Below are 22,488 nucleotides of genomic sequence, written 5' to 3'. Positions count from 1 at the left end.
GGATCGGCCGCCCGGGTCTCCGGATCAACCCCAGTCGGTGTCCATCTGCTGGAGTACCTGCTTGACGGTCATCTGACCGGTCAGGATGCCCTGTACGCCGTTGCCGAGGTCTGTGTAGATCTTGGCGTTCGGCCACTCCGTCGGCGCGTAGCCGCGGGTGTCGTTCTTGGCCATCTCGTCCTTGATGCCGGCGTACTGAGGCAGCAGGGTCGAGGTGGCGCTGACGTTGACAGGGATGGTGCCGACCTGCTTGGAGTACTCCGCCTGGCCCTTGTCGGAGACGATGTACTTCAGGAAGTCGGTGGCGAGCTTCGGACTCTTGGTCTTGGCGCTCGCGGTGACGCCCTGGTCCGCGCTCAGTGACAGGTAGGTCTTGGTGCCCTGCGGGGCGCCGACCGGGAGGGCGACGAGCTTGACGTGGCCGCCGGCCGCCTGCATGATCTGCTGGGCAGCGGCGCTCGGGGCGAAGAAGCCGAGGATCTTGCCGGAGGACGCGCCGTTGGTCAGGGCGTCGAAGCCGGCGCTGGTCGCGCCGTCCTGGAAGCAGCCCGCGTCGTACATCTTCTTGATCGACTCGAGGGCGGTCGTCCAGCCCTTGGTGCCGGCGAAGGTGACCTTGTTCTTGGCTCGGTCGGCGTTCCAGTTCTTGTTCGGGCCGTAGACCGTGGAGGTGGCGAGCGCGACGGCGAGGATGCCGTTGTTCTGGAAGGTCGAGCCCGCCAGGCCGTAGATCGTCTTGCCGGCCGCGCGGGCCTTGCTGCACTGGGCGATGATGTCGTCGAGGCTGGTGGTCGCGTCGATCTTCACGCCGACCGACTGGGCGAGCTCGTCGTTGTAGATGACGCCGTTGAGCTGGGTGCCGAGCGGGACGCCGTAGATCTTGCCGTTGTAGGTGTAGAGGCTCTTGGCCGAGTCGGGGATGTTCGCCTTGATCGACGCGTCGTCGAGCGGGAGGACGAGTCCGGACTTGGCCCACGGCAGGATCGAGTTGGACTGGCCGGTGCCGCCCTCCGCGTAGAACGTGTCGGGGGCGTTCCCGCCCTGCACCCGGGTGGCGATCGTCGTCCCGTAGCTCTGGGTGGGGAGGTTCTCGGTCGTGACCGTGGCGCCCTTGTTCTCGGACTCGAAGGCCTTGGCGAGGCCTTCGTAGGCCGCCTTGTCCTGGTCGTTCGTCGCGCCGAACGCGAAGGTGATGGTCTGCGGCTCTTTGCCTGTGGTCCCACTGCTGGAGCAGCCTGCGAGCAGGAGGCCCGTTGCGACGGGGATGGCGAGCCAGGCAAGCCGGGCTGTGCGGCTCCTGCGTGTGTGCTTCATCGGATTGACCTCTTCTGAGACTTCGTTGTCGGTGAGGCGGCGGCTGTGTCGCCGTCCCTTGGGGGCAGTTTCGAGTGTCTCAGCGCTAAAGCAGATAAACAACGGTAGTTCTGCTTATCCCAGACATAAGCTGGGTCGATACGCGATCGATACCGTGGCTGCATCGTCGGCCGCGGGCGTCGTCGTTATAGTGAAATGCCCGGCCCGCGTAGGAAAGGATCACACCGTCGTGACCGACTCTCCATTGATGTCGCGGCTCGATCTGAACCTCCTGATCGCCCTGGACGCCCTCCTCACCGAGCGCAGCGTGACCCGGGCCGCCGAGCGCCTCCGGCTGAGCCAGCCGGCCCTGAGCGCCTCGCTCTCGCGGCTGCGCATCCACTTCGGCGACCCGATCCTCGCCCGCCGCGGCAACACCTACGAGCTGACGCCGCTGGCCCTGCGGCTGGCCGACCACACGACGATCGCGCTGGAGGCCGCCCGCCGGGTGTTCGAGAGCCGGGCGACCTGGGACCCGGCCGAGTCGGTCCGGGAGTTCGCGATCTTCGGCTCCGACTACGGCTTCACCACGATCGGCCGCGTGGTCTCCGAGCTGGCCGCCGCGCAGGCGCCAGGGGTGCACTTCCGGTTCATGCTGCACAACCCGACCGTGGTCGAGGACGCGACCAACCGGCTCCGCTCGGTGGATGGCATGGTCATCCCGCACGGGTTCCTCACCGAGCTGCCGTTCGTCGACCTCTGGCAGGACGACTGGGTCGCCATCGTGGCCGAGACCAACGACGAGGTCGGCGACGCGCTCTCGCGCGAGGAGATGTCGAAGCTGCCCTGGGTGATGAACTACCAGTCGCGCTCCGCCTTCACCTCGGCGGAGCGCCAGGTGCAGCAGCTCGGGATCGAGCCCAACGTGGAGGTCGTGGTCGAGAGCTTCCTCGCCATCCCGCACTTCATCGCGGGCACCCGGCGCGTCGGCATCATCCACCGCGCGCTCCTGCCGCTCGCGCAGCGCGCCGGCGCCATCCGTTCGGTCGGCCTCCCGTTCGCGCCGACGCCGATCGTGAACGCGCTGTGGTGGCACCCCGTGCACACGCACGACCCCGAGCACACCTGGATGCGCTCCCTCTTCGAGGAGGCCGGCCGCATCGTCGCCGCCGGCGAGCACACCTAGAATCTCGCCGAGGGGCACGTAAACGCCCCTAAAACGCGCTTTTAGGGGCGTTAACGTGCCCTTCGACGGCTGGTCCACTCGGTGATGGCGGTGAGGGTGCGTATGGCACCAGGGTGGGCGGGCTCGTTTATGTGGGCGTGGTCGGCGTCGGGCTCGAGGTGAAGAGCGGCCTCGCGGCCGGCGGCCGACAGTCTCCGCGCGAAGGCCTCCCCGGACGGGCGCAAGCGGTCCTGCTCGCACACGACCACGAGGGTCGGCGGGAAGCCGCCGACCGAGCCGAGCCCCGGGAACGCGTGCGGATCGTGCAGCGCGTCCGGCGAGCCCGCGAAATTGAGCGAGAGCCGCATGAACGGCGACTCCGGGTCCGGCGCCTCGCCGGGACGGGCGCCGTCCGGGTCGAGGGCCGGATACACCAGCACCAGCCCGGCAGGCAGCGCCTCCCCCGCGTCCCGCAGCCGCGCCACGGCGCCCGCGGTGAGGTTGCCTCCCGCGCTCGCGCCGCCGAGCAGGAGGGCGCCGGGCTCGACGCCCAGCAGCTCCACGCTGTCCGCCCTGGCGTACCGCCACGCGGCGAGCACGTCGTCCGACGGCGCCGGGAAGTGCACGTCGCCGAGGCACTTCACGTAGTCGACGGCGAGCACCGGGATGCCGCGCGCGGCCAACTCCAGCGCCACCCAATTCGACTCGGGCATGTCGAGGTGACCGCCGATGAACCCGCCGCCGTGCACCCAGACCAGCGCTGCGCCCGCATGCGGCACGGTGTCGTCGCGGTACAGCCGGGCGGGCTGCCGTCCGCTCGGCGCCTCCACGGCGAGGTCGCGGGTGCGCACATGCGCCAGGTGCGGGAACCGCCGACGCAGCGACGCCGTGTCGATGTCGGGCCGAGGGTCCACCGGCTTCCCGTGCTCGCGCAGCCAGGCCAGGGCGTCGGGCAGCGGCAACGTCCGGAGGTCCGCCACGGTCTCCGGCGGCGCGGTCTCGCTCATGCGCCCCTACCGGCCCGCCGTCTGCAGCGACCGCATGCTCGCCCGGATGAGGTCGTGCTGCTTGCGCACCAGGATGAGCGGGTCGACCTCGCCCAGCTCGGCGAAAGCGTGCCCCTCCCACTCGCTCGACCAGTAGCCGCGGTAGCCGCCCTCGACGAAGACCTTCACCAGCTCCGGGTAGTCGATGGCGGGCTCCTGGCCGTTCTCGTCGATGTCGTAGAACTTGGCGTGGACGTGCAGGATCTGCGGCATGATGTCCGCCCATTCGCGCGGGTCGACGTGCCCGTGCATGTTGAAGGCCAGGTGGGCGAAGGAGCCGAGGCGTCCCGGGTCGAAGCCGCGGCTGTTGAGGTAGCCGATGAACTCCTGCTGGCGGTCGCGCATCGACGCGTCCGTCGCCCAGATCTCCTGCAGGCGCTTCACCTCCTCGTCGCCCAGCCCCGCGCGGCGGACCGCGCGCAGCAGCGTCGGCGACATGCTGTGCATGGTGGACGAGAAGTCGGCGACGAAGCCGAGCAGCGGCGAGTCGAGCTCGGCGTAGACGTCGCGCACCTTCACGATCTCGGGCGAGTTCGGCCCCATCGGCGCGTGGATCTCGTAGGCGAGCTTCAGGTCGAGGTCTTCGGCGACCGGCAGCAGGCGGCGCAGCAGCTCGGGCTTGGCCGACTGGATGCGCACCAGCGGGAAGCCGAGCCGCTTCGCGCCCTGGAAGAGCAGCTCGCTGAACTCGAACTCCTCGTCGGGCGCCATGTCGCGGTCGCGGCGCTTGCCCATGTCGAGGTTCGCGCCGAACGAGCTGGCGTCGAAGCCGTGCCGGTCGAACGCCTCCCGCCAGGTCCCGACGAACGCGTCGGAGACGGCCGGGTAGGTCGTCAGCACCTGCGAGGCGACGATCTCGATGCCGGGACCGATGCCCAACTCGGCGACGCGGTCGAGGAGGCCGTCGAAGTCGAACCAGCCCGCGCGGAACTCGGCGCTCGCGGAGTACAGCGTCAGACCGAGCTTGAACGGGTCGGCGTCGGTCGCCTCCGGGGCCGGAGGCACATCGGTGACGAGCGCAGGCGCCGGGGCGTCGTGGTCCGTCGCCGTGAGGGTGAGCCGCTGGTGCACGATGTTCGGCACGTACAGGCCCGGGCCGCCGTCCTGGCCCGGGGCGATCTGCATGTACGGCAGCCGCAGCTCCCCGTGCAGCTCGACCTCGTGCGTCTCCCCCAGCTCGACGGGCGCGTCGCGCCGCACGATCAGCAGCGGGTGCGACTGCAGGTACCAGAGCACGTCGCTCTGCTGCGGGAGGTCGGCGATCGGGTAGCGCACGCCGTCGAGCTCGAACGCGAGGTCGCCCTCCGGCACCTCCACGCCGTCGAGCGTCAGCCGGAACGTCGTGACCGACGACAGCCACAGGCTGCGGTACCAGGGGATGGTGAGGGCGAGGGCCGCGCCCTCCGGGTGGACGCGCAGGCTCGCGTCGTCGATGAGTCCGTTGGGCATGGTCAGTTCCTGTCTGCGAGCGCCGGGCGGGCGGCTGCACGCTCGGCGGCGATGGTGCGGATGAGGGCGTGCTGGCGGCGCAGCTGGTCGGGCGCGCGGTAGGGCTCGTGGTGGCCCTCGTACTCGCTCGACAGCCAGCCGGTGTAGCCGGAGTCGAGGACGACGTCGATGATCTCCCGCCACGGGATGTAGTGGTCGACGAGGTCGTCGTCCACCTCGTAGAACTTCGCCTGGAAGTACACGGTGTGCTCCATGACGTCGGCCAGGTCGGAGACCGGCACGAACGGCACCACCGGCGGCCGCGCCGAGCCGTCGCCCATGCGGAAGGAGGCACTGCCTCCGCGCCGCGGGTACGGCGACAGCTCGAACACGCCCGTGTCGATGAGGAGGCCGAAGTGCTCGGAGCCGGTGCGCTCCTTGAACTCCAAGTACTCCTCCACCACGGACGATTTGATGATCGTCGGCCAGTGGATCTCGGGGCAGATCACGATGTCGAGGTCGGCGGCCAGCTGGAGGTTGCGCTCGACGGCCTCCTGCCAGATCGGGTCGACGCGGAGGTCCTCGGAGATGACGCCGATCTTGGGCCGCACGAACGAGAAGCCGAGCGTGGCGGCCAGGCGGAGGTCGAGCTCCAGCTGCGCGGCGCCCTCCGCGGCGGTCATGCCACGGCCTGGGAAGCGACGGGTGTCGATCCACGACCCGTACAGCGTCGGGGTCAGGCCCAGCCGCTCGTTGCGGGCGAACCAGGCGTCGATCCACGCGGTCGATGGGTTCGGGTAGTCCTCGATGTGACCTTCGCCGAGGAGCTCGAGGCCGGTGGCGCCGAAGTCGGCGACGTCGGCGATGCAGTCCTCGACGGTCATGGTGACGCCGATGTCGTCGGTGTAGCTGTAGAGCGAGACGCCGAGGCCGAAGGGGAGGTCGTCGGTGGTGGTGGTCACTTGACGATCACCGCCTTCCGCGACGCGGTCCAGATCGAAGGCTGAAGTTCTTCCGGGATGTACGACATCCGCAGGCGCAGCTCCAGCGTGACGTCGTGGATGCCGCGGGCGAGGCCGCCGTCGCGCGGCACGGTCAGCGTCGCGGCGTGACCGAGCGGCCAGCGCGCGTCGGTCGTCCCCTGCAGCTCGGCGAACGAGAAGTCGCCCGCGGGCAGCGTCCAGCGGATGCCGTCGCCGTCGAAGCGTTCGCCGTCGACCGTCACCGTCGGCTTCTCGATGAGGTTCGCCCAGAGCCCGCGGTAGTACGGGCTGCGGACGCGCAGCTGGAAGCCTGTGCGCGCGCCCTCCGGTCCGACGTTGCGGAAGCCCGCCGTCTGTATCAGTTGTTCTTCGAGCATCCGATCCTCCTTCGTCCGGTCGTGTCAGTTGCCGGCGTCGACGGTCGCCGCCGTCGCCTCGGTCAGTCGTCTGGCTGCCTCGCGCGCGCCGCGGACGGCGATCGCGACGCTCATCAGCGTGGGGTTCATCGTCGTCGCGGTCGGGATCAGCGCGTTGCCGCCGACGACGAGGTTCTCGTACCCCCACACGCGCGAGTACGGGTCGGCCACCGAGGTGCCGTCGTCCTCCGCGCCGAGCCGCATGGTGCCCTGGTAGTGGAGGCTGGAGCCGTTCGGCAGCAGTCGCGGCTCGGCGACGAACGTGCCGAGCGCGGCGCCGGCCCGGCGCAGGTGCTCGGTGCCCTCCGCGATCTCGGCCTGCTCCCCGTCGGTGAGCGCGTAGCTGATCGTGAGGTTCGGGAAGCCGCGGTAGTCGAGCTCGCTGTCGTCGAAGGTGACCGCGTCGTCGTAGCGCGGCTGCTTGCGCATCCCGTAGCCCATATTGACGTAGCCCCAGCGGTTTCCGGCGGCCGGGTGGGCGGGGTCGAGCTGGAACGGCGGGTTCTCCGCGTACATCACCTGCAGCGAGAACGGGTGGTCCGGCTCCGAGAACGGGATGCGGTTGACGGCGGCGACCGGGTCGGCCGGGTTCGTGGCGCGGCGGGCGAGCTCGCGGTCGAGCTCCTCCTCCGTCGCGAACCGCCGCATGCTGTCGGCGTCGAGCGCGACGGTGGAGATCACGACCGGATGCTCGGTCAGGTAGTGCCCGAGCGCGCGCGGCCGGATTCCCGAGGCCCACAGCAGCTGGGGCGAGCGGAACGCGTCCGCTGCAACGACGACGAGGTCGGCCTCCACCGAGTACACCTCGTGGCTGCGCAGGTCTTCGACCGTGACCCCGGTGACCCGGCCATCGGTGTGGTCGACGCTGCGGACCAGGGAGAGGTCGCGCAACTCGAACCGGTCGGCGAGGTCGGTCCCCGGGTCGAGCAGCGGCCCGAGCACCACGTCGGCGCCCGCCCAGCGCATCGTGCCGTCGGGCTGCGGGTCGCCGGAGACCGGGAGCGTGCCGGGGCCGTAGCCCTCCGGCAGCTCGCCCGCGAACTCCTCGGCGAGCAGCGAGCGGATGGCCGACCCAATCTCGGAGTCGGCGAACGCGGTGGTCTGCACATGCAGCAGCCGGGAGGCCTCCGCCACCAGCTCCTCCCACTCGGCGTCGGCGATGAACGGGATGCGCTCGCTGAACGACGGGCTCGGTGTCGCGCACGTCCAGTGCGCGCCCATGCCGCCCACGTTGGTGGAGGCCGCCGCAGCAGGGAAGCTCGCCGCGTGCGCGGAGCCCGCTCCCCCGTAGTCGAGCAGGTGTGTGCCTCCCCGGGCGGTGAACATGCCCTCCACGACGACCGACGACGGGATGCCGAGTGAGTCGCGGAACGCGCCGGCCTGCGGACCCTGCGACCGCTCCCGCGCCCGCTCCTTCTCCTCCGGGTCGGGGATGTTGCGGACGTTCTCCCCGGCGACGGCGGTCAGCTGGGGGCCGGCCTCGAACATCACGACGCGCGCGTCGGGTGCGGCTTCGAGAAGCAGCCGGGCGTACGCGGATCCGATCGGCCCGCTGCCGACGACGGCGATGGTCTGAGTGGTCATGCTGTTCTCCTACAAGGTGTGTTGCCGGTCGTTGCCGCCTCAGGCGGCGGGGATGGTTTCGGTCGGGACCGCGCGGAGCGGGCCGGTATCGTCGGACAGCCGGCTGTTCGGCAGCAGGATCGACGCGACGACTCCGACGAGGTAGGTCGCGGCGAGCGCCACGAAGATCGGGACGAAGACGCTCTGGTAGACCAGGGCCACCTGCTGCTGCTCCGCGACGCTCTGCGCGCGGACGATCGCCGGCGTGAGGGTCGCCGGGTCGAGCCCGGCCGGCAGCAGGGCGATCACGCTCGCGCCGATGATCCCGCCGACCAGTGCCGTCGCCACCGTCGCGCCGACTTGGCGCACCAGGTTGACGCTCGCGGTGATGGCGCCGGTCTCCGCACGCGGCACGGCGCTCTGCACCACCGCGACGATCAGGCTCATGAAGGCGCCCGTGCCGAGGCCGACCACGGCCATCGCCACCGTGGGCGCCCAGAGCGGCGCGCCCGCCGGCAGCAGGGCCATCGCCCCGAGACCCGCAGCGCCGAGCGCCGTGCCGATCAGCGGGTACAGCCGGTAGTGGCCGGTGCGGCTCACCAGCCAGCCCGTCGCCAGGTTGCTGACGAGCATCCCGAAAACCGTGGCGATCGGCACGAGGCCGGACACCGTCGCGGAGGTGCGGTAGGCCATCTGGAAGTACGTGGGCAGATAGGAGGTGATGGAGAACAGCCCGATTCCGACGATCGCCGAGATCACGGTGCCGGTGGCGACCGTGCGGTCGCGGAAGTGGCCGAGCGGGACGAGCGGCTCCTCCACCCGCAGCTCGACGACGAAGAAGACCACCAGCGCGGCGAGCGCGACGACGAACGCGATGACGGTCGCGACCGTCTGGGAGCGGTCGCCGACCCAGGTCGCGCCGAGCACCAGCGCGACCAGCCCGACGGTGAGCGCGACCGCGCCGCCGACGTCGAACCTCCCGGACCGGCCCGGCTCGATGTGCGGGACGGCCACGATCGCCAGGGCGAGGGCGAGGATGCCGACCGGGGCGTTGATCCAGAACACCCACGGCCACCCCCAGTTGTCGGTGATGACGCCGCCGAGAACCGGGCCGACGAGGATCGCGACCGGGAAGGCCGCGCCGATGATCGCCATGTACTTGGGCCGCTGCCGTGGTGTCGTGACCTCGGCGATGATCGTCTGCGACATCAGCTGGAGGCCGGCCGAGCTCATCCCCTGGATCACGCGGGCGACGATCAGCCAGACGAACCCGCCGGCGAAACCGCAGGCGACCGAGGTGAGGACGAAGAGCACGACGGAGGCGAGGAACACCGCGCGCGGCCCGATCCGGTCGCCGAGCTTGCCGAGCACGGGAAGCAGGACCGTGCTGGCGAGCGTGTAGCCCACGACGATCCAGGCCATGTGCTCGAGTGCGCCGAGCTGCCCGGCGACGGTCGCGATCGCGGTGCTGACCACGGTGTTGTCGAGGGCCCCGAGGAAGGACACGGCGAGGAGGGAGCTGACGAGGAGGCGGAGCCTCAAAGGCGAGAGCGGCATACGCGAGACCCGAACGATCGGGTGATCGACGCGACGATTTGTGCCCTCCCCGCAACGTCACGGTGAGGAACGGGCCAGGGCCCCGACGTCATGGTTAGTCTACGACATTCTTTGGTTGTTTTTCAACCTAAGTTGATGAGATCACTCCCTCTCCCGCGTCAGCCACGCCTTCTCTTGACCCTGCCGTGGCCCCGGGTGTAGGCCTGGCGGCAGAGCGCCAGCCGTCGATATACGTGGGGGCGTGACGGGTGGAGCGATTCCGGTCTCGCCAATGAATCGGCGGTACACCCATGAACGGAACACCGCTCGACGGACTGCGTGAGCAGCTCCGCGGGCAACTCATCACACCCAGCGATCCCGAATACGACGCCGCCCGCACGGTCTACAACGGGATGATCGACAAACACCCGGCGGGCGTCGTGCGCGTGGCGCAGGTGGCAGACGTCATCGCCGGCGTGAACTTCGCGCGTGACCATTCCCTGCCCCTGGCGATCCGCGGAGGCGGCCACAGCGCCCCCGGCTTCGGCACCTGGGACGACGCCCTCGTCATAGATTTCGTCGACCGGACCGGTGTCCGCGTCGACCCGGAAGCTCGCACCGCCCGCGCGGAGGCAGGAACCACCTGGGCGGACTTCAACCATGCAACGCACGCGTTCGGTTTGGCCACGACGGGCGGCATTGTGGGGTCCACCGGAATCTCCGGGCTGACTCTGGGTGGCGGCATCGGCTACCTCTCACGCAAATACGGGCTGTCCTGCGACAATCTGCTGTCCGCAGACGTCGTCACGGCGGACGGCAGGTTCCTGACGGCGAGCGACACCCAGAACGAGGACCTCTTCTGGGCCCTGAGAGGAGGCGGCGGCAACTTCGGGGTGGTGACGTCTCTCGAGTACAGGCTGCACCCCGTCGACATGGTCCATGCCGCCATCATCATCTACAGCATCGAGCATGCCGAGACCGTGGCCAGGTTCTACCGGGACTACATCGCCTCGGCGCCGGAGGAGTTCGGGACCTTCCTCGGTTTCCACCAGGGACCGCCGGTGCCCTTCCTCCCCGAGGAATGGCACGGCAAACCCGTCTGCGTGATCGTCGGCATGTGGACCGGTGATCCCGCAGAGGGCGAAGCCCGCTGGCAGCCTTTCCTCGATGTCGCCCCCGTTGCAGGTTCGCTGGTTGGACCCATGCCCTACCCAGCCCTCAACGGTGCATTCGATCCGCTTCTCCCCAAAGGGATGCAGGCCTATTGGAAAGCGAACTTCCTCGCCGAGCTCAACGATGGCGCCATTGCCGCCCACCTCGAGTACGGCAGCAGGGTGCCCAGCGTGCAGACATCCGTCCACATCTATCCGATCGACGGCGCCGTTCACCGCGTCGGCAAGACGGACACCGCGTTCGTCAACCGCGACGTCAATTTCGCTCCCGTGATCGCCTGCATGTGGGACGACCCGGCGGACAACGCCGCGAACATCGCCTGGGTCCGGAGCTACAGTGCGGCTTTGCGCCCGTACTCTGCGCCGGGCGGCTACATCAACTTCATGGACGGCGACGACCAGGACAGGATCCATGAGAACTACGGGGTCAACTACGAGCGGTTGGTCGCCATCAAGAACACGTACGATCCTGGAAACCTCTTCCATGTGAACCAGAACATCACGCCGACGACGAGCTGACAGCGCGAGGAATCGCCTCAGCGGCCATTCGAGGCGGTGTAGACGTGCACGCCGTCGGACTCCGGCACGAAGACGCGCGCCGGAGCGCCGATCGCCGTCACCTGATGGAACCCGAGTGCGGCCTGACCGAGCGGGATGTTCGTCACGAACGCGTCGCTCCTCCCGTCGATCACCATCACCGTCGGCGGGTAGAGCTGGGGCAGCGGCGGCGGGCCTGCCGCGCCCGCCTCGGCCGCGTAGAACCGGTTGTCGGCACTGTTGAACCACACCTCGTCCGCGCCCCCGGCGTTGTGGCCGGCGTACGCCTCGATGATGCGGCCGGTGGCGGAGTCGACGAGGACGGGAGCGCCGTCGTTGCATCCCAGGAGCAACTGTCCGTGAAGACCGACCGCGAGCCCGCCCGGGTGGCACGTCTCGTCGATGGGCATGAGGCTTTCGAGCCGCACTCGTGTCGGGTCGATCCTGACGACCGCGCCGTCCGGGAGGTCGCTGGTGGACCGCACAGCCTCGACGAAGGATCGCGTCGCCGGATCCCACTGCGGCTGCTCGATCGAGTCGGCGCCGGCACCCGGGATCACCACATGCCCGAGCACGCGATGGTGCCCGTCCGCACCGGGTCGGGCATCGATCAAGGTCACCCAGGGTGTCGCCGCCCCCGTGCTGGAGGTGGCGTCGGGACTGGTCACCGCGATCACCTGGTCGACAGGGTCGAAGCCGATCTCGTCTGCTGTCGGCGCACCCACCGGCACGGAGTCGATGATGCGGTACGGCGCTTTCGCCGAGACCACCTTGATCGATCCCGCCCCATCGCCCGCCCAGACCTGACCGTTGTCGTCCGCGACGACTCCCGCCGGGCCGCCGGTGAAGCCGGGCACCTGTGCGAGGAGCTTCGCGGAACGGCCGTCGATGACATCGAGCGTCGAGTTCGCCAGGTCACTGAGATAGACGTGCCCCGTGCGCTGGTCGCCGAAGACGATGTCGGCGAACAGGGACTCCCGCCCTGCGTCGGGATCGGAATGAGCGCCGTCTGCGAGTAGGTCGTCCCCTCCCGCCCACCACCGTCGTCGCCACCCGTCGAGGCGGACGCCGGGGCGCCTGTCGCGGGGGCGCCGAGAGCGATCAGTGCTGCAGCGCCGAGTCCGAGGCCCGTGCTAACTCGTCTCGTTCCATTCCTTCTCGATCGAGTTCGACCGTCGTGGATCATCCGATGACCTCCCATTGCCGGCGCGCCAGTGCGCCGGTCTGCGCCTCACCGTAATGAGGCAGGGACCGCATCCACACCGACTGATTCGTAATACGGCGCATCAGTGTGATTTATACGAACGGCCAATTCACTATCAACCATGTGAATATTCGCAGACGGAGGGGAACGACAACATGCTGTAGTCGCGCAACCTGAGTTACGCCGGGTACGGCCGCTTCTCATCGCAGAACGCGCACACCAGATGCCCGTTCGTGTACTCCCAGAGATGGGCGTGCGGGGCTGCGAAGTACCCGCACGGGTCCGTGACGAGGGCCGGTGACGGCTCGGCGATGCTGGTGTCTGTGGTCGGCATTTCGGGGTCGGCTTTCTGCGGCGGGACGTCGGCGCGTTTGGCGTCTTCGTTTCACTGCGTTACATCAGCATCAGTATCGGGTCGGGTGGCGGACAGCCGAAATACCTAGAACTGGTGGCGCCTGATCGGGGGGACACCACCCGCGGCGAAGGCGTGAGCGGCCGTGCTGGGGTCTTCTCCCCGGTCGACCGCCTGGCGCACAGGAGACGTGACCGGCTCCTGCCACGGCGACCTGGCGCCCGCGTAGGCGGCGCTGCCGCGACGGAAGTGCTCGGCCTGTTCCTTCGTCTCGACGAACGGCATATCCATCGGAAAGAGACTCCCCGGCCGCGGCCGCGGTCCCACCCGGGTGACATGCCCCCACAATTCGTGGCCGACGACCTCTTCTGCGAGGAGTGATGCCTCGATGATCGTGTGGAGGTCTACCGGGCACGGGATGCCGAGCTCGTTCAGGAGGTCGACGAGGTCTTCCGTGGGGATCATCCGTGTCATGCGGCCGTGGCCGCCGTAGGGGCACCCGCCCATCCCCCCGACCGACGTGTCGAGGATGAGCGTGTGCTCCGGGCCGAGCGCGTGGATCGCTTCGTAGGCCGACAGCAGGGCCGTGCCTCTGGCATCGTGCAAGTGCAAGTGGAAGGTCGTGATCTCGGGCCACCGCTCACGGATCGCCCGGAGCTGCGAACCGACCTGCTGCGGGAGGTTCCAGGCCATGGGATCGCCGATCCAGACGGTGTCCACCGTCAGGCCGGCGTCGTGCCACAGGCGGATCTGGCGGTCCAGCATGTCCATGCGGTAGTCCTCGTCGAAGAGGCCGAGCCAGTTCGAACCCCAGGCCGCGTTGATGGCCACGGATGCGGTGGTCTCACCGGCGGCGACCGCTCGTCCTACGATCGCCGGCCACTCCGCGATCTCCGCCGCCTGCGACCGGTTCGTGTTGCGACGCACGAAGACGTCGCAGAGGTGCACGAGGGTCCGGGAGGACCGCGACGGCGGCGTCAGCGGAGGGATGTACTGTTCCATCCGCTCCACTCCGCGTCGGTTGAGCGCGAGCGCGGTGTAGTCCACGCCGTCGACCGGGGTGAATCCGGCGACGACCTCATCGACGTGCGCCATCTGCGGCGTCCACTTGGGGCTCACGAAGGAGCCGACGACGATGGACTCGAGGCCGGTCCGCGAGAGCGCGTCGAGCAGGCGGATCTTGTCCGCCACCGGGATGTCGGCGCTCTCGATCTGCATGCCTTCGCGCATGCCCTCCTCGATCAGCTTCACGCGTGGGTAGCTCGTCTCAGACACCGGCGGACCTCTTTCGGGCGGGGCCGAGCGCCCACTCGGCGCGCAACTCCTCGATGTCGCTCTCGCTGTAGCCGAGGTCTCCGAGGATCTCGTCGGTGTGCTCCCCGAGCCGTGGCGGCGGCGACGATGGCGCCAGCTCGTGGTCGTCCACATGCACTCCGCTGCCGAGGACGCGCACAGTGCGCTCGGACGACGGCAGCGTGACGCTGTGCACGAGCCGGCGTTCGGCGATCTGCGGTTGCGCGAGCGACTCTTCCACAGAGAGCACCCGACCAGCGGGCACTCCCGCCGCCGAGAGGAGCTCCTCCCACTCTGCCGCGGGGCGACCAGCCAGGTAGCGCTCCAGTTCGGCGCTGAGGGCGCGGCGATGCTTCTTGCGGTCGCCGCGGGTGAGAAAACGCGCATCGTCGATCAGGTGCTCGCACCCGCAGACACGGCAGAGGACCTCGAACTGCGCTTGCGCGTTCGCGGCGATGTTCAATCGGCCGGCGCCGGTCCTGAACGTCCCTGAGGGCGATGAGGTCGCGTTCTCATTCCCGCGTCGCTGCGCGGGAAGCCCGCCGACCAGGTAGTCGGAGACCGCCCAGCCCATCGCGCTGAGCGCCGTCTCCAGCATGGAGACGTCCAGGAAGCACCCGGTGCCTCTGGCGTCTCGTTGCGCGAGGGCGGCGCAGATCGACATCGCAGCAGCGAAGCCGCCGAGTGTGTCCGCGACGGGGAAGCCGGCGCGGACCGGTTCGGCGTCGGGGAAGCCGGTCACCTCGATCATCCCGGCCAGGCCCTGGATGATCTGGTCATACGCCGGCCGTCCGGCGATCGGACCGCTCTGCCCGAAACCGGAGACGGCGCAGTAGACCAGGAGAGGGTTGAGCTGGCGAATGCGTTCGGGAGCGAAGCCCAGGCGCGCCAGCACGCCGGGGCGCATGTTCTCGAGGAGCACATCCGACTCCGCGATCAGCCGCGCGAAGACCTCGCGGCCTCCCTCGGACTTCAGGTCGATCGCCATCGACCGTTTGCCGCAGTTCTGCGCGACGAACGACGCCCCGAACTCGGGCACATGCTGCGGGTTCTCACTGCCCAGTTCGCGCGCCGGATCGCCGCCGTCGGGAATCTCGATCTTGATCACATCGGCGCCGAGCAGGCTGAGCTGGTAGGCGGCGAACGGCCCGGCGAGGATCGTCGTCAGGTCGAGCACGCGCACGCCTGCGAGAAGGTCGGTCATGGGTCTCCTACGTCCGTGATTGTCGTTCGGGCCGTCGTGCGGCGGGCGAGGCCGACGCCTCACCCGCCGCACAGGCGATCAGCCGACGGTGGCCGCGATCTGCGCCGGGGTGACGTACGTGCCGTCGGTGTTCGTGACGTCGGGGTTGAACCCGACGACGGAGAACCCGCTGAAGACGTTGTGGTTGGCGTTGAAGTTGTCGTCGCCTCCCGCACCCTGGTAGTCGATCTGCTTGCCCTTGTCGATCAAGGCGACGCACGACTTGTAGTCGCTGCACTGCGTGCCGGGAGGGCTCGCGACATCGGCGATGTGACTGACCCAGACCTTCGGGTCCGTCGACTTCGCCTCCGTCATGGCAAGAGCCGCGATCACGATGGAGTCGTACTCGTTGAACGTCGTCGGCAAGGGCTGGGCGTTTCCGTAGACCGCCTTGTAGTCCGCCAGGAAGTGAGTGTAGCCGGACCCGGTCGGCGACGCGGCGACCGCGGCGAAGAGGTTCTTCGACGCGTTGGCGCCGAAGGCCTGCGCGTACGCCTTCGAGGACTGCAGATCATCGCCGACCCACGGAGAGTCCAGGTAGCCCAGCTGGGCCGCGTTCGCCCACAGTGTGGACGCCGTCTGCGTGTCGAAGGACGAGAAGATCACGTCGGGATGGCCGGCGAACGCTTTGGAGAGCTCCGATCGGTAGGAGCCCTGGCCCGGCACGATGGTCTGGCTGGAGAGCACCTTGCCGCCGAGCTTCTCGAACGCCTTCGTCAGCGGAGCGACGAAGCCCTGCGAGTTGGCCGAGTTGTCGAAGATGAGAGAGGCGGTCTTGTATCCCTTCGTCTTCGCCGCGTAATAGGCCATCGCGACCGACTCGTTCGAGTCGGACGATGTCGTGCGGAACACGTAGGGATACTTCATCTTGTCGAGCGCAGTGGACCCGCCGATCATGAAGTCCGGCACATGGTTGGGGCCGAAGTTGTTGATGACAGCCTCGATGGTCGGCGAGAACGGACCGACGACGGCGACAGGGTGATCGAGCAGAAGCTTCCGGAACGCGGGCAGTGTGTCGACGGAGTCGGCGGCGTCATCGGCGCTTGCCGTCTGGAGTTGATGACCGAGCGCTCCGCCGTTGTGGTTCACCTCGTAAATGCCGGCGGCAACGCCGTGCGTCCCCCAGTCGGAGAGGATCGACTTGCTCCCGGTGAACGGGAAGATCTCGCCGATGGTGAGCTTCTCGTGCGGGTTGGTCCCGCCCGAGCTGGAGCAACCTGTGACGGCTAATGCGACGGCGGTGACGACACCGGCGCCGAGCGCGATGCGGCGTCGCATCGTCGCTGTGGATGGCTTCATTGCTGTCCTCGTTTCTCTGGGTGGTTGGCGGAGCGGTCGTGGCCGAGGAAGATCCCGGCGAGGTCGAGGGTGGCGATCTCGTCCACAGGTCCGTGGACATGGTTGGCGCCTGCCACGAGGACATGCACGACGTGCGCGTGGGAAAGTGCCCGCTCGACGTTCTGCTCGATGACGAGGACACCGGTCCCGCTCCCGGCGATGCGTTCGATCTGCTGCCAGACCACGCTCGTGTACGCCGGGGAGAGACCCGCCGTCGGTTCGTCGAGGATGAGGACGGTGGGCTCCGCCATCAGCGCGCGGGCCATCGCGAGGAGGTTCTGCTGGCCGCCGGAGAGGTTCCCGGCCTTCTTCGTCTCGGCCTTCTTGAGGTCGGGGAAGATCTCCAGCACCTCCTGCATACGGCTCCGCGAGTCGCCTTTGGTGGCGAAGCCGCCGACCTCCAGGTTCTCCTTCACCGTCATCGTGCGGAACACGTTGTCGTTCTGGGGCACGTAGCCCAGGCCGTGCCGGGCGTACAGATGCCCGGGCACCCGGGTGACGTCCGCGCCGTTCACCACGATCCGGCCGCCGACCGGGCGGATGAGACCGGCCAGCGTCTTCGCGAAGGTGGACTTGCCCGCGCCGTTGGGTCCGACGATCGCCGTGATGAGACCGGCGGCGACCGAGATGCTCACATCGTGGACGATCAGCGACTTTCCGTAGCCGCTCGAAATGTTCTCAGCTGTCAATGCGTCCATCGAGGACTCCTCCCAGGTAGGCGCGGACCACGTCGGTGTTGTCGCGGAGTTCGCTCATCTGGCCGGTGGCCAGGGTGCGACCTTCCGCCAGGACGATGACGTGATCGCAGATCTTCTCCACGACGTTGAGGTTGTGCTCGACCATGAGCACCGTCACCCCGCCCGCTCTGAGGTCGAGGATGTGCTCGCCGATCCGGTCGATGAGCACCGGGTTGACCCCGGCCATCGGCTCGTCGAGGAGGAGGACGGTCGGCTCGGCCATGACGGCCCGCGAGATCTCGAGGAGACGCTTCTGACCTCCCGAGAGGGAGCGCGCCCACTCGTCTCTGAGCGCGTAGAGGCCGAACTGCTCCAGGACGACGGCCGCGCGCTCCTTGAGCTCGTTCTCTCGGCGGGTGACCAGGCGCGGCCGGAGATAGATGTCGACGAGCGACTCCCCCGCCTGGCGCCGGGCTGCGACCATCAGGTTCTCGAAGACGGTGAGGCCGCCGAACTCGCGCGAGAGCTGGAACGTGCGGATCAGGCCCAGCTCGGCCCGGCGGTGACTCGGCAGCTTCGTCACGTCGTCCCCGCCGAGCGTGACCGCGCCGGTGTCAGGCCGGAGGGCGCCGGACAGGATGCTGACGACTGTCGTCTTGCCGGCGCCGTTGGGTCCGATCAAGGCGCTCACGGTGCCTCGCGGAACCGAGAAGCTCGCACCGTTGACGGCTTTGACGCCTCCGAACGACTTCTGCAGGTCGGCGCAGGCGAGCGCCGACACAGTGGTCGAGTTCCCCTCGGCTGTCGATTCTCGGGTCATGGTCACCGTGACTCCTTCGTTGCTGCTCGCTGACCGAACGCCATCGCGCGCAGCCCGGTGGCGCGCTCGCCGGGCATCAGCGCGCTCAGTCGCTTCTTTTCGGGGATGAGTCCTTGCGGGCGGAACCAGAGCGTGAGCATCAGCAGCACGCCGATCGCGATCGCCGCGATGTTCAGGATGAGGCCGGGGTGACCCGGCACGTCGGGGAGGAACTTCGGCAGCTGCGTGAAGACCACCGGGACGATCAACGCACCGAGGATGACCCCCTTGTTGTTGCCCACACCACCGACGATCACCGCGGCGAAGATGAGGAAGGTCTCTCCGGGCAGCCACGCGCTGGTGTTGAAGGCACCGGAGAACTCGATGATCAGCCCCCCGCCGATCCCGGCGTAGAACGAGCCGATCAGCATGGCGGTCATCTGGTAGCGGAAGACGTTCTTGCCGAGCGCGGACGCGGAATCCGGGTCGTCGCGGATCGCCCGGATCGTGCGGCCCAGCGGCGACCGGGTGATCCGGCTCATGAGCCACCACATGATCAGCGTGACGATCAACGTCACCCCCGTGAAGAACGGCACGAAGGTGTTCGCGTCGAGCCCCAGCGCGTCGGCGAACGGCTCGGGGACGTTGTTCAGACCGTCCGCTCCGTTGAAGAGCGGCACGAAGTTGTTGATGATGTCGTAGAGCACCAGCGAGGCCGAGATCAGCACCATCGCGAGGTAGTCGGTGCGCAGCCGGCGGAACGCTATCGCCCCGACTATCACCGCCAGGATGCAGGAGGCGAGGCCGCCGAGAAGCAGACCGAGCGGGAACGGCAGTGTCCAGCCGAGGATCCACTTCTGGTTCGAGCCGTCCTGCGGCGGCCCCATGCTGGTCACGCCCGTCACGTACGCCCCGATGGCGACGAAGCCGATGTAGGCGAAGTTCAGGATCCCGCCCTCACCGAACTGCAGGTTGAGACCCCAGCCGAGGATGCAGTAGGCGAGGACGAAGAAGATCAGGGTGAACAGGTAATAGACGAGCGGAGACATGCTCAGGCCTTTCCGGGTCGGGTGAAGAGGCCGTTCGGCCGGAACAAGAGGGCGAGGATGAGGACGACGAAGGCGACGTCGAGTTTGTAGGACGGGTCGATGACGAGCGCGGAGAGCTCGGTGACGAGCCCCACGATCACCGCTCCGACCATCGCCCCGTAGATGCTTCCGACGCCGCCGACGATGACCGCTGCGAAGATCACGAAGAGGAAGGTCTCACCGGAACCGGGTGTGATGCTCGCCTGCGTGAGGCCGAGCACCGTGCCTCCGATGCCCGCCAGTGTGCCGGAGAGGAACCAGGTGAGGGTGGTGATCCGCTTTGTGTCGATCCCGCTCGACATCGCCAGCGCCGCGTTGTCCGACATCGCACGCATGGACTTCCCGACCCGCGTCAGCGTGAGCATCAGATGGATGAGGACCATGGCCGCGAGTGCGATCGCGATCACGACGAGCTGGTCGGTGGTGAACAGGAACGGCCCGACGTGGAACGGCGTCTGGTTGGAGACGTCGTAGCGGACGACCTCCTCGCCCCAGATCGAGCTGACGACGTTCAGCAGGATCAGCGAGAGGCCGAAGGTGACGATCAGGATGTAGAAGAGCTTCTGGAACCGCCGGGCGAACGGTGCCAGCAGGAAGCGGTTCAACAGCACCGCCAAGACCCCGACCACCAGACCGCCGACGACCATCGCGACCCAGATGTTCGTGTGCCACGGCCCCGTGTTCAGCGTCCAGGCGATGTACGCGCCGACCGCCATGAAGTCGCCGTACGCGAAGTTGATGTAGTTGGTGATGCCGAATTGGAGGCTCAATCCGACGGCGGACAGTGCGAGAACGGATGCGACCACCAAGCCGAACCCGACGGCGAGCAAGAGCTCTGACATGCGACTCCTTTGTCTGGCATCCCGAGAATTATCACTCCGTGATAATCACTATCATGGGACGTTGGACAGACCTTATTGGCGCTCCCCGAGGAGTGTCAAGGAAATCGCCGTCGTGCGATTCTGTGAATGTCCGAAGCTAGGGCGTGCGCCGGGTGATGGCGGCGCTGGCCCGCTGCATCTCCGCGACGAGCGCGGGTAGATTCGCCGCTTCGAAGTCCTCCTCCAGCCCGGAGAGCTGGATCGACGCGACGGTCTTCCCATCGCGGTCGAGGACCGGAACGGCCACCGAGGCGGCGCCGCGCTCGCGCTGACTGCTGCCGTGCACGAATCCCTGCTCGCGGATCGTCGCGATCGTGGCGAGGAACTCCTCATCGGTGACGAGTTCACCGGCAGCTGTTCTGATCTCGCCGACGAACTCCAGCAGCGCGCGCAACCCGTCATCATCCATCGACGCAGCGAGCATCCGCGCGCCGCCGAGCTGCAGCGGGAGCTTCTCCCCGATGGGCAACTGATAGCGCAGCGGCCGGGAGCCCTCCACCCGCTCCAGGATCACCTGGAAGAAGCCTGCCCGCACCGCCAGCGACGACGTGAACTCGGTCGAGGCGGAGAGCTCCTGAAGGAAGGGTTTCGCCGCGAGCAGGAGCGGGAAGCTGACGAGGAACGCGTGGGCGTTCAGCAGCGGAGTGACACCCATCGCATAGAAGGCGCCGTCCTGGCGCACGTACCCGCGGCCGATCAGCACGTTCACGATGCGCTGAGTCGTCGCGATGTGCAGATCGGCGCGCCGGGCGATCTCGCTGAGCCGGAGTGGCGCCGCCGACTCCTCCAGAACCCCGATGACATCCAGCGAACGCTCCAGCGAACGCATGGGATTGGCAGGTGCCTTCTTGCTATCCTCAGCTACCACCGGGCTCTCGCTCTCTATCGCCATATGACAAGCGATATCAAAGGATGATAGCGGCGGAACGATTCCCGACACCCCGGGTTGCGTTCCCCTCACACGGCAACCCGGTGGCGGAGAGGTGTTGGTCACGCAGGTTTCACGTCGCGCGCCGTCGGCGGAAACACGGCCTTCCTAGCGTGGTGACATCCACTCACCCGCAGGAGGTCCTCGATGACCAGCACCGTCACCGCACCCGCCGAAACCGCACCGTCCGCCCTCGCGTTCCGTCCCGGCCGCTGGATCGACGGCTGGAACGCCGAAGATCTCGCCCAGTGGAAGGCGGAGGGCGCCGGGATCGCGCAGCGCAACCTTCGCTGGTCGATCTTCGCCGAGTTCCTCGGCTTCGTGGTCTGGCAGCTCTGGTCGATCGTGGTCGTGTCGCTGCCGGCGGCCGGCTTCCACTTCGGCACGTCGCAGATCTTCTGGCTGATCTCGATGCCGAGCCTCGTCGGCGCGACCCTGCGATTCCCGTACACCTTCATGGTCCCGAAGTTCGGCGGCCGCAATTGGACGATCGTCTCCGCGGCGCTGCTGCTCATCCCGACCATCGGGCTCGCGGTCTGCGTGTCGAATCCGCACACTCCGTTCGGCGTGATGCTGCTGGTGGCGGCGCTGGCCGGGTTCGGTGGAGGCAACTTCGCCAGTTCGATGGCGAACATCACCTTCTTCTACCCGCAGCGCAAGAAGGGCTGGGCGCTCGGCCTCAACGCGGCCGGCGGCAACCTGGGCGCGGCGGTCGCACAGTTCGCGGTGCCGCTCGTCATCACGATCGGCGCGGGCGCGACCCTGCAGCTGCCGCTCGCCGGCCTGATCTGGATTCCGCTGATCGTCGTCGCGATCGTCGGGGCGTGGCGGCGGATGGACAACCTCTCGCACGCCCGGGCGGACGTGAAGGCGTCTCTGGCGGCGCTCCGTGCACCTGAGCTGTGGCTGATGGCGCTGCTCTACATCGGCACCTTCGGATCGTTCATCGGCTTCTCCAGCGTGTTCCCGAAGCTCATCGCGGACCAGTTCCCCGCCTTCAGCACCTTCCCGGTGGGCGGCGCGACGCTCTCCCTCGCGTTCCTCGGCGCGCTGGTCGGGTCGCTGGCGCGGCCGTTCGGCGGCCGGCTGGCCGACCGGTTCGGCGGCAGCACCATCACGATCGTCGCGTTCGTCGTCATGGCGCTCGGCGCGACAGCCGTCATCCTGACCCTGCCGCTGGACAGCTTCTGGCTGTTCCTCGGCTGCTTCCTGGTGCTGTTCATCGCCAGTGGCGCGGGCAACGGCGCCACCTACCGGATGATCCCCACGCTGTTCGCGCTGAGGTCGGGCGCCGGCGACGGACACCGTCAGGCCGGCGACGTCCCCGCCCAGCGCACCGCCGCGGCCGCGCTCGGGATCGTGTCGGCGTTCGGCGCCTACGGCGGCTTCGTCATCCCGCAGGTCCTCGGCCTGTCGAAGTCCACCACCGGCGGCTACGCGGCCGGACTCGGCTGGTTCGTCGCCGCGTACGCGGTGCTGCTGGCGGTCACGATCGCGGTCGCGGTGCACGGCCGCCGCCGCGGGGTGCGGATCTGAGCGGCGGACC

Annotated in this window: 20 protein-coding genes; 3 read left to right on the top strand and 17 right to left on the bottom strand. The window is 68.3% G+C overall.

Translation table 11 applies throughout. The features are described from left to right. Positions 1-24 precede the first annotated feature (24 nt). On the bottom strand, positions 25-1,314 hold the full coding sequence (locus ACFRFH_RS07230; RefSeq protein WP_382462305.1) for an ABC transporter substrate-binding protein: 1,290 nt from the start codon (positions 1,312-1,314) through the stop codon (positions 25-27). A gap of 229 nt (positions 1,315-1,543) precedes the next feature. Here ACFRFH_RS07230 and ACFRFH_RS07225 point away from each other — a divergent pair, with 229 nt between their 5' ends. After that, a complete protein-coding gene (locus ACFRFH_RS07225) occupies positions 1,544-2,479 on the top strand; it encodes a LysR family transcriptional regulator (protein ID WP_382462304.1) in 936 nt (311 codons plus the stop codon). A 50-nt stretch (positions 2,480-2,529) separates the two neighbouring features. On the opposite strand, the gene ACFRFH_RS07220 is transcribed toward ACFRFH_RS07225, so the two are convergent. From ACFRFH_RS07220 to ACFRFH_RS07195, 6 genes are read right to left on the bottom strand one after another with little or no spacing between them, the layout of a single operon-like run. Then, a complete protein-coding gene (locus tag ACFRFH_RS07220; protein WP_382462303.1) occupies positions 2,530-3,465 on the bottom strand; it encodes an alpha/beta hydrolase in 936 nt (311 codons plus the stop codon). 6 nt (positions 3,466-3,471) lie between these two features. Continuing rightward, positions 3,472-4,953 carry a DUF6379 domain-containing protein gene (locus tag ACFRFH_RS07215; RefSeq protein WP_382462302.1) on the bottom strand — a complete coding sequence of 494 codons (1,482 nt, stop codon included), beginning with the start codon at positions 4,951-4,953 and terminating at the stop codon, positions 3,472-3,474. A 2-nt stretch (positions 4,954-4,955) separates the two neighbouring features. Further along, complete coding sequence (locus tag ACFRFH_RS07210; RefSeq protein WP_382462301.1) at positions 4,956-5,894, bottom strand: sugar phosphate isomerase/epimerase family protein; 939 nt, start codon at positions 5,892-5,894, stop codon at positions 4,956-4,958. Beyond that, on the bottom strand, positions 5,891-6,292 hold the full coding sequence (locus ACFRFH_RS07205; protein WP_382462300.1) for a DUF6379 domain-containing protein: 402 nt from the start codon (positions 6,290-6,292) through the stop codon (positions 5,891-5,893). Before ACFRFH_RS07205 ends, ACFRFH_RS07210 begins: the two co-directional genes overlap by 4 nt. A 24-nt stretch (positions 6,293-6,316) precedes the next feature. Further along, a complete protein-coding gene (locus ACFRFH_RS07200; RefSeq protein WP_382462299.1) occupies positions 6,317-7,915 on the bottom strand; it encodes a GMC oxidoreductase in 1,599 nt (532 codons plus the stop codon). A 39-nt stretch (positions 7,916-7,954) separates the two neighbouring features. After that, positions 7,955-9,451: an MFS transporter gene (locus tag ACFRFH_RS07195; RefSeq protein ID WP_382462298.1), complete on the bottom strand. Its 1,497-nt coding sequence runs from the start codon at positions 9,449-9,451 to the stop codon at positions 7,955-7,957. 290 nt (positions 9,452-9,741) lie between these two features. Between ACFRFH_RS07195 and ACFRFH_RS07190 the strand changes: the two genes are divergently transcribed. Further along, positions 9,742-11,121, top strand: coding sequence for an FAD-binding oxidoreductase (locus tag ACFRFH_RS07190; protein WP_382462297.1), 1,380 nt, complete (start codon positions 9,742-9,744; stop codon positions 11,119-11,121). A gap of 17 nt (positions 11,122-11,138) precedes the next feature. Here ACFRFH_RS07190 and ACFRFH_RS07185 read toward each other — a convergent pair whose 3' ends face one another. The 10 genes from ACFRFH_RS07185 to ACFRFH_RS07140 form a co-directional block, all read right to left on the bottom strand. Next, positions 11,139-11,996 carry a hypothetical protein gene (locus ACFRFH_RS07185; RefSeq protein WP_382462296.1) on the bottom strand — a complete coding sequence of 286 codons (858 nt, stop codon included), beginning with the start codon at positions 11,994-11,996 and terminating at the stop codon, positions 11,139-11,141. Between the two features lie 525 nt (positions 11,997-12,521). Continuing rightward, on the bottom strand, positions 12,522-12,677 hold the full coding sequence (locus ACFRFH_RS07180; protein WP_382462295.1) for a hypothetical protein: 156 nt from the start codon (positions 12,675-12,677) through the stop codon (positions 12,522-12,524). Between the two features lie 105 nt (positions 12,678-12,782). After that, positions 12,783-13,970: a citramalate synthase gene (locus tag ACFRFH_RS07175; RefSeq protein WP_382462294.1), complete on the bottom strand. Its 1,188-nt coding sequence runs from the start codon at positions 13,968-13,970 to the stop codon at positions 12,783-12,785. After that, positions 13,963-15,192 carry a CaiB/BaiF CoA transferase family protein gene (locus tag ACFRFH_RS07170; protein WP_382462293.1) on the bottom strand — a complete coding sequence of 410 codons (1,230 nt, stop codon included), beginning with the start codon at positions 15,190-15,192 and terminating at the stop codon, positions 13,963-13,965. The genes ACFRFH_RS07175 and ACFRFH_RS07170 overlap by 8 nt, the downstream gene beginning before the upstream one ends. 78 nt (positions 15,193-15,270) lie before the next feature. Further along, a complete protein-coding gene (locus ACFRFH_RS07165) occupies positions 15,271-16,530 on the bottom strand; it encodes an ABC transporter substrate-binding protein (protein WP_382462292.1) in 1,260 nt (419 codons plus the stop codon). Continuing rightward, complete coding sequence (locus tag ACFRFH_RS07160; RefSeq protein ID WP_382462291.1) at positions 16,527-17,267, bottom strand: ABC transporter ATP-binding protein; 741 nt, start codon at positions 17,265-17,267, stop codon at positions 16,527-16,529. The genes ACFRFH_RS07165 and ACFRFH_RS07160 overlap by 4 nt, the downstream gene beginning before the upstream one ends. Further along, positions 17,248-18,066 (bottom strand): ABC transporter ATP-binding protein, encoded by an 819-nt coding sequence (locus ACFRFH_RS07155; protein WP_382462290.1) that lies wholly within the window; start codon positions 18,064-18,066, stop codon positions 17,248-17,250. Before ACFRFH_RS07155 ends, ACFRFH_RS07160 begins: the two co-directional genes overlap by 20 nt. A gap of 2 nt (positions 18,067-18,068) precedes the next feature. Beyond that, a complete protein-coding gene (locus ACFRFH_RS07150) occupies positions 18,069-19,094 on the bottom strand; it encodes a branched-chain amino acid ABC transporter permease (protein ID WP_382462289.1) in 1,026 nt (341 codons plus the stop codon). A gap of 2 nt (positions 19,095-19,096) precedes the next feature. Continuing rightward, positions 19,097-19,975, bottom strand: a complete 879-nt coding sequence (locus tag ACFRFH_RS07145) for a branched-chain amino acid ABC transporter permease (RefSeq protein WP_382462288.1) — start codon at positions 19,973-19,975, stop codon at positions 19,097-19,099. A 136-nt stretch (positions 19,976-20,111) separates the two neighbouring features. Further along, positions 20,112-20,843, bottom strand: coding sequence for an IclR family transcriptional regulator (locus tag ACFRFH_RS07140; RefSeq protein ID WP_382462287.1), 732 nt, complete (start codon positions 20,841-20,843; stop codon positions 20,112-20,114). 246 nt (positions 20,844-21,089) lie between these two features. Here ACFRFH_RS07140 and ACFRFH_RS07135 point away from each other — a divergent pair, with 246 nt between their 5' ends. Then, positions 21,090-22,478 carry an MFS transporter gene (locus ACFRFH_RS07135; RefSeq protein WP_382462286.1) on the top strand — a complete coding sequence of 463 codons (1,389 nt, stop codon included), beginning with the start codon at positions 21,090-21,092 and terminating at the stop codon, positions 22,476-22,478. The last annotated feature ends 10 nt before the right edge of the window (positions 22,479-22,488 follow it).

Origin of the sequence: Leifsonia sp. NPDC056824 (assembly GCF_042789575.1) — a bacterium.
Classification (GTDB): Bacteria; Actinomycetota; Actinomycetes; order Actinomycetales; family Microbacteriaceae; genus Leifsonia.
Note: the sequence above shows the minus strand (reverse complement) of the source record. Positions and strands in the feature narration are given on the sequence as shown.